This window comes from Sulfurisphaera javensis, assembly GCF_041154675.1.
In the GTDB taxonomy this organism is placed as follows: Archaea; Thermoproteota; Thermoprotei_A; order Sulfolobales; family Sulfolobaceae; genus Sulfurisphaera; species Sulfurisphaera javensis.
The window spans coordinates 1,849,232-1,863,340 of sequence record NZ_AP031322.1; the positions used below are offsets into that span (position 1 = coordinate 1,849,232).

At 31.1% G+C, this 14,109-nt stretch carries 18 protein-coding genes and 1 pseudogene; 11 read left to right on the forward strand and 8 right to left on the reverse strand.

The window, feature by feature from the left end; all coding sequences use genetic code 11:
- Positions 1 to 427 precede the first annotated feature (427 nt).
- From ACAM25_RS10200 to ACAM25_RS10220, 5 genes are all read left to right on the forward strand, one after another.
- Positions 428 to 1,576 carry an AAA family ATPase gene (locus tag ACAM25_RS10200; RefSeq protein ID WP_369609623.1) on the forward strand — a complete coding sequence of 383 codons (1,149 nt, stop codon included), beginning with the start codon at positions 428 to 430 and terminating at the stop codon, positions 1,574 to 1,576.
- Between the two features lie 5 nt (positions 1,577 to 1,581).
- The gene (locus tag ACAM25_RS10205; RefSeq protein ID WP_369609624.1) at positions 1,582 to 1,953 is read left to right on the forward strand and encodes a hypothetical protein; all 372 of its coding nucleotides are present in this window, start codon (positions 1,582 to 1,584) and stop codon (positions 1,951 to 1,953) included.
- A gap of 61 nt (positions 1,954 to 2,014) precedes the next feature.
- Positions 2,015 to 2,434: a hypothetical protein gene (locus ACAM25_RS10210; RefSeq protein ID WP_369609625.1), complete on the forward strand. Its 420-nt coding sequence runs from the start codon at positions 2,015 to 2,017 to the stop codon at positions 2,432 to 2,434.
- Between the two features lie 124 nt (positions 2,435 to 2,558).
- Positions 2,559 to 2,729, forward strand: a complete 171-nt coding sequence (locus ACAM25_RS10215) for a hypothetical protein (protein ID WP_369609626.1) — start codon at positions 2,559 to 2,561, stop codon at positions 2,727 to 2,729.
- Entirely contained in the window at positions 2,707 to 3,720 is a 1,014-nt protein-coding gene (locus ACAM25_RS10220) for a hypothetical protein (protein ID WP_369609627.1), read from the forward strand. Before ACAM25_RS10215 ends, ACAM25_RS10220 begins: the two co-directional genes overlap by 23 nt.
- A 533-nt stretch (positions 3,721 to 4,253) precedes the next feature.
- Here ACAM25_RS10220 and ACAM25_RS10225 read toward each other — a convergent pair.
- From ACAM25_RS10225 to ACAM25_RS10245, 5 genes are all read right to left on the reverse strand, one after another.
- On the reverse strand, positions 4,254 to 4,529 hold the full coding sequence (locus ACAM25_RS10225) for a hypothetical protein (RefSeq protein WP_369609628.1): 276 nt from the start codon (positions 4,527 to 4,529) through the stop codon (positions 4,254 to 4,256).
- Positions 4,530 to 4,536: 7 nt separating this feature from the next.
- The gene (locus ACAM25_RS10230; protein WP_369609629.1) at positions 4,537 to 4,926 is read right to left on the reverse strand and encodes a hypothetical protein; all 390 of its coding nucleotides are present in this window, start codon (positions 4,924 to 4,926) and stop codon (positions 4,537 to 4,539) included.
- Positions 4,919 to 5,185 (reverse strand): hypothetical protein, encoded by a 267-nt coding sequence (locus ACAM25_RS10235; RefSeq protein WP_369609630.1) that lies wholly within the window; start codon positions 5,183 to 5,185, stop codon positions 4,919 to 4,921. The genes ACAM25_RS10230 and ACAM25_RS10235 overlap by 8 nt, the downstream gene beginning before the upstream one ends.
- 211 nt (positions 5,186 to 5,396) lie before the next feature.
- Positions 5,397 to 5,921 carry a hypothetical protein gene (locus ACAM25_RS10240; protein ID WP_369609631.1) on the reverse strand — a complete coding sequence of 175 codons (525 nt, stop codon included), beginning with the start codon at positions 5,919 to 5,921 and terminating at the stop codon, positions 5,397 to 5,399.
- 98 nt (positions 5,922 to 6,019) lie between these two features.
- Positions 6,020 to 6,178, reverse strand: coding sequence for a hypothetical protein (locus ACAM25_RS10245; protein WP_369609632.1), 159 nt, complete (start codon positions 6,176 to 6,178; stop codon positions 6,020 to 6,022).
- Between the two features lie 154 nt (positions 6,179 to 6,332).
- On the opposite strand from ACAM25_RS10245, the gene ACAM25_RS10250 reads away from it, so the two are divergent.
- The 3 genes from ACAM25_RS10250 to ACAM25_RS10260 all read left to right on the forward strand — a co-directional run bounded on the left by ACAM25_RS10250 (position 6,333) and on the right by ACAM25_RS10260 (position 9,576).
- A complete protein-coding gene (locus ACAM25_RS10250) occupies positions 6,333 to 6,971 on the forward strand; it encodes a hypothetical protein (protein WP_369609633.1) in 639 nt (212 codons plus the stop codon).
- Complete coding sequence (locus ACAM25_RS10255; protein ID WP_369609634.1) at positions 6,971 to 8,623, forward strand: hypothetical protein; 1,653 nt, start codon at positions 6,971 to 6,973, stop codon at positions 8,621 to 8,623. The genes ACAM25_RS10250 and ACAM25_RS10255 overlap by 1 nt, the downstream gene beginning before the upstream one ends.
- A gap of 575 nt (positions 8,624 to 9,198) precedes the next feature.
- Positions 9,199 to 9,576 carry a cupin domain-containing protein gene (locus ACAM25_RS10260; protein WP_369609635.1) on the forward strand — a complete coding sequence of 126 codons (378 nt, stop codon included), beginning with the start codon at positions 9,199 to 9,201 and terminating at the stop codon, positions 9,574 to 9,576.
- A gap of 1 nt (position 9,577) precedes the next feature.
- Here the strand turns inward: ACAM25_RS10260 and ACAM25_RS10265 are convergent, their stop codons facing one another.
- Entirely contained in the window at positions 9,578 to 9,967 is a 390-nt protein-coding gene (locus ACAM25_RS10265) for a hypothetical protein (protein WP_369609636.1), read from the reverse strand.
- 112 nt (positions 9,968 to 10,079) lie between these two features.
- Between ACAM25_RS10265 and ACAM25_RS10270 the strand changes: the two genes are divergently transcribed.
- Positions 10,080 to 10,292: a sulfocyanin gene (locus tag ACAM25_RS10270; RefSeq protein ID WP_369609637.1), complete on the forward strand. Its 213-nt coding sequence runs from the start codon at positions 10,080 to 10,082 to the stop codon at positions 10,290 to 10,292.
- 37 nt (positions 10,293 to 10,329) lie between these two features.
- Here ACAM25_RS10270 and ACAM25_RS10275 read toward each other — a convergent pair.
- A pseudogene (locus ACAM25_RS10275) lies at positions 10,330 to 10,760 on the reverse strand (type II toxin-antitoxin system VapC family toxin).
- Positions 10,761 to 11,352: 592 nt separating this feature from the next.
- Here ACAM25_RS10275 and ACAM25_RS10280 point away from each other — a divergent pair.
- Complete coding sequence (locus ACAM25_RS10280; protein WP_369609638.1) at positions 11,353 to 11,961, forward strand: trimeric intracellular cation channel family protein; 609 nt, start codon at positions 11,353 to 11,355, stop codon at positions 11,959 to 11,961.
- 26 nt (positions 11,962 to 11,987) lie between these two features.
- Here the strand turns inward: ACAM25_RS10280 and ACAM25_RS10285 are convergent, their stop codons facing one another.
- Positions 11,988 to 12,287 carry a DUF4898 domain-containing protein gene (locus tag ACAM25_RS10285; protein WP_369609639.1) on the reverse strand — a complete coding sequence of 100 codons (300 nt, stop codon included), beginning with the start codon at positions 12,285 to 12,287 and terminating at the stop codon, positions 11,988 to 11,990.
- Positions 12,288 to 12,503: 216 nt separating this feature from the next.
- Between ACAM25_RS10285 and ACAM25_RS10290 the strand changes: the two genes are divergently transcribed.
- Complete coding sequence (locus ACAM25_RS10290; protein WP_369609640.1) at positions 12,504 to 14,045, forward strand: APC family permease; 1,542 nt, start codon at positions 12,504 to 12,506, stop codon at positions 14,043 to 14,045.
- Positions 14,046 to 14,109: the final 64 nt, after the last annotated feature.

The window sequence follows — 14,109 nt, forward strand, 5'->3', positions numbered from 1 at the left end:
AACAATTAACGCAAAATATTATTGATGATATTCGAGCAAAGATAAACAATCTTATACTTTCTAAAGATGGTTATTCACCTAATCTAGTTAAATGCCGGCAGTTTGCTAATCTTTTTAAGTTCATTTCAGACTTAAGATTACGATATCAGAACACAAAGTTATCTTTTTACTTAGTCCTACCTGAGGGAGTGGCATCAACGTTTTCTAAAAATAACAGCGTCAATAGACGACTAAGAGAACTTATTATGAGAAAAGTAGACGATCTTAAACTTATACCATGTGGTGATCATATCAGTTAATCTAGCCTTCGTCACCTTTCGGGAGGTTGGGTGGTCATCACGACAAAAAGAGTTTTAGAATTTACCTTTTTATATTTTCCCGCCTCGTTTTATAATGCATTTATTTTCCCTTGACAAAATTTACTCATATGAAATTTGAGGTTAAAAACGTAGGTCCGATAGTTCACGCTAATTTAGAATTCAAGGATAAGGTTGTAATTGTCGGGCAAAACTCATCTGGGAAAACTACATTAGCCTCTTTATTTTACTTCGTGATTTACCCCTTTCAACTCGATCCTAATTCATTTTTACAACTTATCCAGAGCTTGAAAGTGGATGAAAATGCTATTACCTTAGTTAACGAGCACACAATAACTGTTAATGTTAACAAAATCATAAATGATAATAGAGAGGCGTTCACGTCAGCATTAAACAAAAACCTCAAAACAGTAATTGATAGTTCAATGATCAATGAAAACTCTGAAATATCAACTGATAAATTCGTATACAAAATAGGAAAGAATGAACTTGAAGTAGTTGGTAATGGGGAAGTTTCTTTACACTATGATTATGTTAAAAAAGAAGGAGATAAGATTACTCTAGTTCACAGGGCGCTAAATATGGAACTTAAAGTTACTAACACACAGCAAGTAACATTCAATGAGCTAGTTTTGGAGGCTATTTCAAAATTTTTCATAAGTGACTGGTATCCTGCAGTTTTCTTAAGTACTGAACGTGTTGCAATACCTCATTTACTTCCACTTATATACTATGGCACCTTTTCAGTCACTAACGTTAAGCCGTTTAAGCCTCAAATATTAGACCCTTTAAGATGGGATATGAGTGGAGAATATGAGGTGTTAGGTCATAAAGTAGTCATAAAATATGATTTACTTGGTCATCTGGAGATTTTAGTATACAAAGATGGTAAAGAGCTTGGTAAAGGGGTTGCTAGTGGAATATACCAATACGTGTTTATTAAAGCCTTCTCTACAAAGAGTAATATGAGAAGTTTAATAATCGAGGAACCAGAGTTAAATCTACACCCAGATGCACAAATTGAGGTAGCTAAAGAGATTGCTAAATTTAATAAGAAACTCTTCATAACCACTCATTCAGAATGGATTTCCATGGTTTTGGCTTATTTATTAAGATCTGAAGTGAAAGTTTATGAGATTGTGAATGGAGTTACAGAGGAAAGGACTATTGATGAAAATGGCCTTTTAGAAACGCTGAAGACAATTATACCAGTTGAAACGGAAAGTGTGGAAAAGATGATTGAAGGAAAGTTTTTGTGATATTTATGGTATCTCCGATTTTGCAAAATGATCACTATATTTGCGTTAAAGTTGATTGGATATGTGGTAGGGGAGTAGATGCATATTGTGTAAAGAAGGATGAAAAAGACTCTTTATTAGTTGAAGTGAAAGAAAAAGGAGATCAATCAAAAATTAGAAGAGCAGTAGATCAGATAATAGCTACTTACAAAACAATAAAAGAAGGAAAGCCGAAAAGAGCAATAATAGTAGTTCGTGAAGAAATGCCTATTCGTACTCAAATTGATAAGTACAAGCAAGGATTAGACGTTAGTCTAAAGATAAAAGTAGATATACTTAAGGATGACAACCCTAATTTAAATGAACTCAGAGATTTAATAGATGATATTAGCAAATAAATAAGCAACTTTACTCATGTTATTATGAAAAACTTATTAGCACTGTTTTTATCTTCCTATTATGGAAAAAACTGTACCAATAGTAATTGGAGTTGCCCTAGCAATAGTTGTCTCAGTTGTAGTAGTAGCATTTATCTTAGCATCAAGCCCATCAAGTAAACCCCCAATCTCTTCATTACCCCCAATTACAAGTTATTCTGGATCACCAACAGTAACTCCAGTAATTTATCCTAAGAACATTGGCGTATCTTTTGCTTCTACTACCTATATAAGTTATAAGAACACTTTTGAATACGCACTCGGTTTATATGATAATTCACCATTACCCTTGGTTCTAAAGGAGATTTATCCTTATCCTTCACACTACAAATGCCAGCAGTGGAATAATAATTCCCCCTGGAGAAGAAGTAACAATAAGCATAAATGGTACATTTCCTTATGCTTACAATTTCACAATCTTTCTAGTTTTCCAATATGCTAAAAATCTAAGCCAAATATTCCACGTTAACATAGACTATTTAGTTGACGCAAGCTCATTTATTAATAATAATTCCGAAGCACTCTATGTTATATATGCAAATATAACTTACGATTGTGCTTACTCAATGTACCTCTATTACCATAACTTTTACTTAGTTACTAATGAGGGTAACTATTCCTCAATAACATTCGGAAGTTGGCCTAATGAAATTCCTGGAAAAGAATTAGCTGGTGAATTAAGCAATAGAGAAACGATTAGTGGATTCGTAACATTTGAAGGTTCCAAAAGGAGCTAAACCCGAATACTTAGTCTATCAATGTAATGAAATTAATTTTGAGGGAACACTTTTCACACAAAAATTACCTTCAGTAAATGACTACTTATCATATTTCTCAAGTGTAAATGTTAACTCATTAATACCAAATGTTAATGTAAACGATAATATTTCATTCTTCTTCCTTGGTAAAGTTGGATTTACAAATCAGCCATTTATACTCGATATTCAGCTTAACAACTATAATCCATTTCCAGTAAAGGTTACTGGCTTTCTCATTTCTCCACAGACTAGTTATGCTACTAACGTAAGTAAAATTATAATTCCGCCTAATGGTGAGGTTTACGTTTTACTTAAAGTCTATTTCCCAGGCTATAGTTACAGCGGAAGTTTAACAATAGACGTTTTGGGCAATTTCAGTGTTCCTATATATCCATTTATTGAAAGTACTGGTTGGTTAACAAAGCCTTATTACTTAAACAATGTGTTAGTAATCAATTCCTCAAATGCTAGCTACTGGGGACAATATATAGCTTGGCATTATGTTCCAAACTCTAGCATAATTAACGTTACAATAGTAGTCGATCAATTTCCATTACACGCTCAAGGTACTAATCCCGGGATTGAGTTGTTTTCTTTCGGAGTAGGAAATTACACAACTGATGGTGATGGAGGCTTTTACTCATTAGTAGTAGACTTCTACGATAATCAAATACTTTACCATAGTTTTAATCATCAAAATGGTAGCGAAGATGACGTTTGCTATAATGATCTACCTCAACCAAATCCAAACTATCCATTCACATTTTCAGTTATCTTTATGAATAATAGCGGTTTCGTAGAAATATATGAAATAGGCATAAACGGAACATATTATCAAGTAGACTATACTACACAATTCCCATGGCAGTACATTAGTTACATAGGAATAAGGGGCGATATTAATGACATATTTTATGTTTCTTACTTCGCTGTGACTTCTAATGGAGAAACCACTGTTTATGTCACTTGATTTTTTAACTTTTCATTTTTTATTCCTAAATTTTCTTACCTCTTTTGGTATAGCTCTTTCCTTTTTTCTCTTTCGCGTATTACTAATGAGGGTATTACTTTCAATTTCTCTCATGATATCAGTAACCCGTGCTTCAGCTAAACTTTACGTGTTTTATTTCTCTTTCTAGGAACTAAGTATTACTTTGTACAGTTAACTCCGACTTAACTTGTCAATTTTACGAGTTTTTAACTTAACGTAAAAATTAAAGGGAGAAAACGTATAAGCCTTATTCCCCATAAAAAGTAGGGAAAAGAAGAGTTCAAGTGGAGGTTTTGTTTTGACAACGTGAAACGAGTAATAATCAAAAAATCTCTGGTAAAGAAGAAATAACGAATAAAAAGCTTAATCTCAAGAAATAATGAAATAACAAAAAATACATGAAAATAAAGCCCTAAAATTAACGTAAGAAGAGTCTAGAGATAATTGTGTAACAGATTTTATTCTATTGAAGAAAGAAAATGATTCATTTAATTTCAGTGAATAGAGATTATTTAACAAAACTTTTCAATTGTACTACGCTTGTTTGTAGGGAAAAGAGTAATTACCTTAATTACGTCTACCTCTATTTTGAATATTATGACTAGGTAAAGTTCATCAATACTTAATTTCATACATGAAGAATATGTACAGTCTGGTCTTTTCTTTCCATCCGGATTATTTGCAAACTCTTCTAATTTTCTATCTATTTCACCGTATATTTGAACTCCATATTTTATTGCTAACGTTTGTTCTCTAAGTAACTTTTGTTCTTCAGCGTGCTTAGTCAAAACAAGTTTAATACATAGTCACCGTGCTTATTACTATGCAAGGAGAGCCAAAATTATCCCTATAACTGTCGTAGATAGAAATATTAGTAACAAGAATTTGCACATTTACCTCTTTCTCTTGAATCTTTAACACTAGTGAGGGTTTTCTAATTTCTTTTATTTCTATAACATTTGCAGAACGGGAGTTCAACATAGAAGGATTACATAAAGGTCCAAAGGATGGTTTATCCGTAGTAGTAGCTATTACATTATTTACTACAATTCCTAACTTATTATCTTCTTTATACACCTTTGTGACTATTGGGATAATCTTGATAGTAAGAGTTTCCTTTTCAGTTTTAATCTGATAAACTCCTTCATGAGATTCAATAACTTGGTAATCAGTAACCTCAAGCATTTTTAATCTCCTTAATGAGATTCTTTAAATCTTCATCGTCTGGAATTATTGAAATATAAGAAAGCCTTCCTTCTTCATCTACCCCTATTATTACAAATGCTTCTCCTTCCGCATCCTTAACTGGCTTCCTATCTTTAAATTCAACTAACAAATTACCAAACTCATGATCAGCGATAACTTGAACTGGGTAATTCATGTACATATTACTAGAGATTACAAGAGTAGAGCTGTATGACATATTGAAATAAGTTTGTTCCATGTTTACAATATAGTATCCCGAATTTAAATAACTAAATGAAAAATACCATAAACGAGCGTGCTATGATCAAATATTCCTAACAAACAAGGATTGATCTCAGGACTTTTCATATGCATTCTAATTACAAAGTTTCGAATATGCTCAGCGTGCATATTAAGAAAAAAGTATAAAACTATTGAGAGACGGCACGTATAAGAATTGGGGTTTATTCTCAAGCTGAGTACCAAGTTATTGTAACATCAAATGCTACAATACTATGCCATGTATCTTGCAGAGAAACTGAATTCCAGAAATTACCTTCAGTAGCATATTGAAATGTAAAGCTTCCGCTTGGACTATCAATAACTGCAATAGTTGACCAGATCCACTGTTTTTGAGCCCACGAGCCAGCTCTGGATTTGTTAAGAGCCCAGTCCCAAATTCTAATAGTATTTAAATTAGAAGAAGGAGCCGTTCTCCCTATTAATATATATGTAGAATAGTATAGTGATATATCGGCTGATGTAGTAACTCCGTTAGGACTAGTCAGAACCACTTCCATTGAAATATTAGATTGACCTGTTGGAGGATCTATCCAAATATTCCTTGGACAACTCTCATAAATAAATGACCCATCTGGCTTAGTTATATTTATGTACTGTACCATTGTTGGTCCATTAGGATCTGTCATTCCACCGTCATCTTCATACCAAGGTGAACTAGCTTGTACTAAACCTTGGTTTAGTATGAAATACAAATATTTCCAACAAAAGTACCATTAGCTCTATAAACAGTTAGTTTATCCCCGGTAACTGTTTTACCCGATTTAAAAACCCAGTTTACAGTTAATACGGGTTATAGGTTTTGTACTCTAGTTATGGTTACATCAGCATGTGTTTGTATTGATAGGATGGATAAAGGTAATGCTATTATAACAATTAAAAGTAACGTAGTGACAACTTTTTTAATAAATGTTGTCTTCTCACATGATATCGAGTTCATCTTTCTTTTCATAGAAATCTCTCGATATTACTTATATATAAAATTTTTCAATGTAGAATATTAATAATTGAAATAAAATAGAGTGATAAATAGTTATTTATATTGTTTATACTGTGAAAATATTTTTATATTAGCTCGAGAGTAGCAGTAACAAGATAGTGATTATATGAATAAAAAGATAGTTATAATATCTTTAATTTTCCTCATCATTGTACTAGCAATAACAATTGGATTCCTAACAAATTTAAGTAAAATGAATAAGTCGTCCCCATCAGCAACTAGTAGTACAACAACTTCTTTTGTAAACTTAACTTTTGTTCCCACTACAGTATACAATCCACATCCTCTAGTAAACTCTTCCTCATCCTTTATAATAAGTTCTGGAATATTAAATACAAGTGGTATAGTTAAGGCATATGTTATCTTAAATTTAAGTAAAACAAAAGTCGGAGACTATTTTTACATTTACATACCAATAAACAAAAGAGCAGAAGTACAAAATGCCTTATACAAAAATCCCCTTGTTAAAGTAGCAATAACAAATAATACTGTATATACTGATTATGGATCAAAATATCTTTCCTTTGATATCGAAGTTAATCTCATTAGCATAAATTCTACTGGAAGTGGAGGAGCTACATCACTTATATCACCCATAAACGTGAATGGAAAAGAATCATATTATATCACTAACGTAAATGCCACTAGTACATTGACATCTGACGCTACTTTATACGTCACATTTTATTATAATTATGCTGAGAACCCCACGGAATATGAACTAGAATTTTGTGTGGGGCCTTAATGAAAGGGGTTATTCTCCTATCACTCCTTTTACTTTCTTTAGTAATTGTTTTAAGTTCGACCGTTGTTGTTAATGTGAAGAATGAAAGTATTATCCCAACATCAATCGTATGGTATAAGGGTGGCTTATATATTTCTTACATTACTTATAATCCAACAAATCATACTGGTTCTCTATATATGGTAAAATATTATAATGGGGAAACATCTGAAATAATAGCCAGTATACCACCAGTTGTAAATGAAACAATGATTGGGTTCCTTGAAGTGGCTAATAACACACTATTCTTAGTAGATTGGATATCCCAAGAACACTATAATCATGGCCATCCATATTTTACATGTAGTTCCGTAATTTATGAATACAATGGAAATAAGGTAATAAAAACAATGAACTCTAATGGAGAACAAACAATAATTCAACAAGTAAGTTATGGTAATAAATCAATTCCGGTACTAATAACTTCTAAAGCCCCCTTTGCCGACTCTTCTAATTATCAACTTACTTTCTTATTTCCTAATAAGAAGGATGTTAATATATCAATATATCCAATCAGTTACATTAAGGCTGATAAACAAGGTATAGTTATATTATCACCACATCCCTCAATATTTGCAAGTAATGTATATAATTATTCTCTAACGGTAGTATCTTGGAATGGTAGTATAATATTAGATAAGACTATTTTGTTAGGAATAGGTTTTAGGTCATTAATTTCAGAAATAAGTTCTCTCAACTATACCGAAGCTATGGAGACCAATAACACACTGTTAGTGGTGAACAGTACGTATATTGTCAAAAATATTAGTTACTATGGTACGACTTACGAGGAACCTGTATGTACTGGGAAAAAGTTAATTGAGATAAATCTCTCTAACGGGAATATTATATCATCTAGTACAATAAGTAATAACACTTTAGGCTTCACATACTTACAAAATACTCCCATTTTACTATTAAAAGAGAATAACACATTAATTGGAGAAACCTTTAGCGGAAAGACGATTTTTAAGATTCCTCTAATTTATCAAAAATCTCAAACTAGTACTAATAATCATATTATTATAATAAGCTCTACGAGCAGTAATTTAATTTCTCGTATATATTATATAAATGGTAAAATCTTAGTGGTTCAGCCTTATAATTCATCTACCTTCAACGTGACTATTTACACTCTCCATGGTTCTTATTACTATCTAACTGATTATAATTATACATCACAAGTTTCATCTTTATTTTCTATTTTTTCACGTTCCGCATTTACCCATTTATCTAACGCTTTTATAGCAAGGGTAAATTCGTCATCTTACATTGTAGTTCTTAATAGTAATGGAAGTATAAAGGATGTGTACAATCTTCCACCTTCTCTATATACACAATTTGGATTTGTTAGCGTTTTTGGTACTGAGGTTAATGGAACTTATTATTTTGTTTATCCAACAGCTAGTAGTGGTTATTATTCAATCAATTTGATTAGTACTGCTACAACGACAAACAATTCAACAACATCCATGAGTACACCGAGTACATCAAATAATACGTCTATCAAACCTTCAACTTTAAACTATTCAATACTAATTATAGGTGTAGTTATCTTAGTTATACTGGTTGGTATAGTGTTCCTATTAATAAAGAGAAAACCTACAAGGTAAATCCTATTTCTTTCTCACACATTTCAAACTCTGTTATAAATGTACATTGGATTTTTATTACCTTTAGCTTAAAATATTTACATAAAACGATAAGAGTTTTACATCATGTTAACATTCAAGAAAGTTAAGACTATCAAGATCTTTAACAAAGTAAGAATAGACCAAGACGAAAATTGCATATTAGCTTTTAATACATATCAGCCTAAAACAATTTGTGACTAGTAAGGGGCAAATGAATTTTTGAGAAAGGCTGAAAACTATCTTAAGTTAACGAGGATGAAGTAAATGGAATAAAATTAGACATCAAGTAATATGTTACAATAATAGAAACACATTTTTGTTAGAAACGTATTAGCAAAGAACATGTGGTAATCACTGATGAACTTTCCATAGCTTAATTTTAAGGGCTTCTTTATTAATCTTTTTAAATTTTATTTTAGTCTCTCTAAAGCACGTCAAACCAATGAATTTAGTCGTTTGTTAAATACTATGTTTATTACTTATCAAAAGTTGATTCTCTTTCTAGGTAAAGATTGAACCTTCACTTTTAAATCTTAGGAATCTATTCACATAACATGGACTATTACTTATCAAATGTTTCGCAAGTTAAAAAAGACCTAGTTCCTATAAAGGGAAGTAAAGGAGCTTATATCCAATGGTTAGTAACAAAGGATCATGGCGCACATTATGCAGTAAGAAAATTCACATTAGAACCTTATGGAATTATTCCTATGCATTATCATAAGTATCAAGAAACTGTAGTAATTACTAAAGGAAAATGTAAAGTATGTGTTGCTGATAAAACTTACGAGTTAAAGGAAGGAGACTATATTTTTATAGATGCAAACGTTAAACATGCATTTGTAAACTATGAAGGAGAACTAGAGTTCTTTTGTATAATAGACTATCCAGACGATATGAGTATACATACATTAGATGAAAAATGTGAATAACTTATTCCCTTATCATTAAATAAAATACAGTGGATAAGATAATTAATAGAATATCTAAAACAAAAGCTATTAATGCTGGTCCAGTTGTTGTGGGCAAGGGTTTTCCAATTAATGGAGCAGGAAAAACCCTAGTTAATGTTAGTAATAGGTAGTTTATCCACCAATATACGACCTCTAGTAAATATATTATTTTGATGGTAAATAATCTGAAGGATAATATAAAAAGTATTCCAGCTACTATTGATAACACTGAATCTAATACAAAGAAAATTCGAATCCCAAATGGCAAGAAACTTAGATTATACAAAGGAAAATGGTCTGCACTCCATGCAAAACTTAATATTCCTGTAATTGCACCTAAGCCTATTATTGCTGTTGAAGCTCTTTTCATAATTTAATAACATTTTCTTAGCAATTTATAAATTTTTGCCCAAATCAAAAGTTACATTGAAAAATCATTTATTGGGAAAAAATTTTTATTCAATAAATAAGATAAGAAAAGTATGAAGATAGATAAAATAGGTCTTATATTAATTGCCCTCTCAGCAATAATCCTTATAATTGGTGGAATATTTTTTGCCATGGCAGCAATACCTCACACTACAGTATCAAGTAGTCATACAAGTATTAGTAGCACTACGACATCAACAACTACATCAACAAGCACCAGTACTTCATCCACAACAACCTCCTCATCTTCACCAGTATGGGCTTAAAATCTCTTGCGTTATTTATCTAATTCGTAATCAAATATTAAGTACAGTGTAGTCTTTTATTATGGATACTAAAGTCTAATTCTTTCACTTTCCTTAAAAGCTTCTCATCTACTGTATACACTTTTTCTTTCTTTTTCATACCTAATGCTATGTAGGAGGCATCGTATATTGTTATACCATTTTCTGTGGATAAACCAATAGCTTCTGAAAATATCTCATCAAAAATATGTAGAGTAATTTGAAAATCATTTAATATTTTACATATTTCCTCTATTCCTTTTCCCTAAATTATAAATATACTTTAGACCATTTTATGACTTTAAAGGGTAATATGCATAGAGCTGATAAATCTTCAATACCTTTCACATAGCTTTCTTTTAGAAGTAAAGCCTTATCACTGTATTGTTCATTAGCAAATCATTTAATAACTACTGAAGCATCAACTACTCCTAATTTATATCTCTGCATTCTCTTATGTTTTCTTCTGATCTTTTACTCAATAATTTAAGAAAAATTAATAAGACTCAACTGACGCTTCGGGGTTTGGGTCTCATTGAATTCCATATATTTTGTATCCATTCTCTTTCCTTAGATTTCGTTGAAGTCATGGTTATCTAATCATTTTTCTCTATACCCTTCACGGGAACCCTATGAGAGAAATCCGCACACTTGAGTTTCTAATATTATTCGGGAATTTACCATCCACATCTGGAGTATGGGGTCTAAAAATAATTTGCACTAAGAGTATTTAAATTTCATGCTTTTAGGGAAATTGTTTTCTATGACAACTCTTTTGTAATCTTTCTTTCTATTTCTCTTTTTTCTCCTCCTCTTTTTTGACTTTTTCTATTTTCCTCATTATTACCTCGCTCTAATTAATGTAACTTAGCTCATCCATTTTTATTTTTAATTCATCGTTAATTATTACACTAATACTTAATATACGAAAATATTTGTTTGCATATATTATAAAATTTACGTACTCGTAATAAATGTGTTAGCTCATCTTTAGGAAAATTACACCAATCACTTTTTATCCTCTTTGTCCTCTAATCATTTCGTGATATTGGAAATCGCAAACTACATAGGAATAATAGCTTTTGCAATATCTGGTTCAATGAAAGGAATAAAAAAAGGAATGGATCTACTTGGAATTTTAGTTTTAGGCTTTTCAACTGCATTAGGCGGGGGAGTAATTGCTGACTTATTGCTCGGTAAAACACCACCAACAAACTTAACTTATTTACCTTATCCTCTAACTGCATTAATATCGAGTTTAATTACATTCACCTTTTATAAGATATTTGCAAACGTAGGTAAACCATTATTATATGCTGATGCTATAGGATTAGGTGCATTTGCTGCTTCTGGAGCCTCATTAGCTTATTCAATAGATCCTTCACCTTTACTTGTTATAATGATTGGTAGTGTAACTGCAGTGGGAGGAGGAGTAATTAGGGATCTTCTTTCGAATGAAATTCCATTAGTTTTAAGTAGAGAATTTTATGCAACTGCTGCAATTCTTGGCTCATCTATCTATTTTATCTTAAGATTTGAAGGAATAAGTAATTATTATGATATAATAATCTCCTTTATAGTGACATCATTACTAAGAATAATTGCGATGAAAATGAATTGGGAATTACCTAAAGCTATTAAGAATAAGTAATTATTAAAGGAAAGAAAATATCTATTTTAATTCTGTTTTATACAAACTAAGAAATTAGACTCAGCTATTTTATCACTAAGTAAAATAGTAATAGAAGCCTTATGTTGGTTTGCTATTTTTCTTATATGATTGATTAATACATCCCTATCTTCTCTTGATGTTGGTATTATTATGCTTAATTCTTTATTCCTCGCTAATAAAGCCAAAATAAACTTACTCAAATCATTGACCCATTTAAAATTGTAAAGCCAGCAAGTATTAAAACCAAGCCTATCATTGATCTCAACAATGTTTTCTTCAACTAATCCTTTAAGGCTAACTGTCATTACAAGTCTGTTTTAATTTGTAATTAGAGTATTTAAAAGTTTTTACTACTAAAGTCTAGGTAAGACCAAATTAAACTCTGTTAACGGAATTTAATAATTTTTCTAAAATTTCTAGTTTTAGATAATGTTTATACGTTTTATAAAGAGACTGTTTGCTATGGATTAAAAAATTATCTGAAAAATAAGCTTTAAAAACAAACATTTTTCACTTTATACATGGCTGAGAAAAAATCATTGTTCATCAGAGAAAGCTCAGGTTTAATTAAGCAAGTAAACCTCCTTGATGCTATAATGCTAAACTTAGGTAATATGTCTGCCGGCGAAGCCTTATTTCAATCAATATCTCCTTATGTTAGTAATGGTGCAGTACTCTGGATAGCAAGTGTTTTAGGATTCATTCTTTCAATACCACAGATTATTGTATATACAATAATGACCTTAAAGATTAGAAGAACTGGAGGAGATTACGTTTGGATATCAAGAGTGATTGATGGTAGACTAGGATCAATACTTGCATTATCATATCTTATACAATCAACAGCGTTCTTTGCAATAATTGCTTTTTTCTCAGCTTCATCAGTAAACTCGGTTTTATGCACAATAGGAATTATGACTCATAACCAAGGTTTGATAAGCCTTGCTAATAATGTCTTTGTAAATCCTTATGGTAATGTTACTTTAACTCAGAGGATAATATTTTATGTAATATCTGCTATCTTTTTTGGAATAGTAATAGCCATTAACATAAGGAAAGCAAAATGGGGATTTACTTTAGTCACGTCTTTCGGAGTGTTCTCTATTCTAGCTTTAATCATAGCAATGATTATAATTGGGGCAAACAGTAGTGATTTCTTTGTTAAATTAACTCCATTCTTGAACGCTTACAACATATCTGTTCCATCTGGAGAAAAGGTCTTCTTTCCTAGTAACTTCAATTTGTTAGCTACACTTTCCCTTTTACCTTTATTTGCATTATATACTTACCCATGGATAAATGCCGGACCATCAGTATCTGCTGAATTTAAGAATGCTGATAAGGTAGCGAAACTAAACATTATAATTGCGTCTCTTGTCACATTCCTCTTAGTAACTTTAGGTTTTATGGAGATGGATTTAGTTGCTGGATATAACTTTAATATTTCAGCTTATCCAACTTTTGTCTATAATTTCTGGACTGTTGCAATAGCCTTAGCAAGTAATCCAATTTTACAATGGATAATAGGCTTAGGACTAATAATGTGGAACTTTTATACTTTATCTTATGGCGTTGTAATGTTTTCTAGGTATGTTTTTGCTCTTTCATTTGATAGAATCCTTCCAGAGAAGTTCTCTGAAGTTAATAAATATGGCTCACCAGTTTATGCTCACTTACTTGACTTAACAATAACTCTTCTACTCTTGTTAATCCCAGTCTTTTCCCTAAATGCAGCATTAGCACTATATGGCACAACGATATTAGGGGCTATATATCTTTTCTTTGGAGTTCTAGCTGGTACAATATATGGTTTTAGAAATAACGAAAGAATTTTGAAGATCTTTGGAATATTAGCTGTTGGCTATTTAGGTTATTTAACTTATGAAGCAACTACTAATCCACTTATAGGTTTTACTACATCTCATGGAGTTAACACAATTACTTTAGGATTTGTAATTTCAGCATATATATTTGCAGTTTTAGTATTCTTGGCATCATATTTAAGGCATAAGAGAGAAGGAGTAGATATTAATATAATGTTTAAGGAAATACCACCAGAGTAAACTAGTTAGTATACTAGTAAATTAACAAGTATACTCATTAAGTGATAATTTTTTTATTTTACGT

Bases quoted from the DNA above. Each gene is read 5' to 3' on its own strand.
- ACAM25_RS10200 (WP_369609623.1), top strand. From the start codon at position 428: ATGAAATTTGAGGTTAAAAACGTAGGTCCGATAGTTCACGCTAATTTA.
- ACAM25_RS10205 (WP_369609624.1), top strand. From the start codon at position 1,582: ATGGTATCTCCGATTTTGCAAAATGATCACTATATTTGCGTTAAAGTT.
- ACAM25_RS10210 (WP_369609625.1), top strand. From the start codon at position 2,015: ATGGAAAAAACTGTACCAATAGTAATTGGAGTTGCCCTAGCAATAGTT.
- ACAM25_RS10215 (WP_369609626.1), top strand. From the start codon at position 2,559: ATGTACCTCTATTACCATAACTTTTACTTAGTTACTAATGAGGGTAAC.
- ACAM25_RS10230 (WP_369609629.1), bottom strand. From the start codon at position 4,926: ATGCTTGAGGTTACTGATTACCAAGTTATTGAATCTCATGAAGGAGTT.
- ACAM25_RS10235 (WP_369609630.1), bottom strand. From the start codon at position 5,185: ATGGAACAAACTTATTTCAATATGTCATACAGCTCTACTCTTGTAATC.
- ACAM25_RS10245 (WP_369609632.1), bottom strand. From the start codon at position 6,178: ATGAAAAGAAAGATGAACTCGATATCATGTGAGAAGACAACATTTATT.
- ACAM25_RS10250 (WP_369609633.1), top strand. From the start codon at position 6,333: ATGAATAAAAAGATAGTTATAATATCTTTAATTTTCCTCATCATTGTA.
- ACAM25_RS10255 (WP_369609634.1), top strand. From the start codon at position 6,971: ATGAAAGGGGTTATTCTCCTATCACTCCTTTTACTTTCTTTAGTAATT.
- ACAM25_RS10260 (WP_369609635.1), top strand. From the start codon at position 9,199: ATGGACTATTACTTATCAAATGTTTCGCAAGTTAAAAAAGACCTAGTT.
- ACAM25_RS10265 (WP_369609636.1), bottom strand. From the start codon at position 9,967: ATGAAAAGAGCTTCAACAGCAATAATAGGCTTAGGTGCAATTACAGGA.
- ACAM25_RS10270 (WP_369609637.1), top strand. From the start codon at position 10,080: ATGAAGATAGATAAAATAGGTCTTATATTAATTGCCCTCTCAGCAATA.
- ACAM25_RS10285 (WP_369609639.1), bottom strand. From the start codon at position 12,287: ATGACAGTTAGCCTTAAAGGATTAGTTGAAGAAAACATTGTTGAGATC.
- ACAM25_RS10290 (WP_369609640.1), top strand. From the start codon at position 12,504: ATGGCTGAGAAAAAATCATTGTTCATCAGAGAAAGCTCAGGTTTAATT.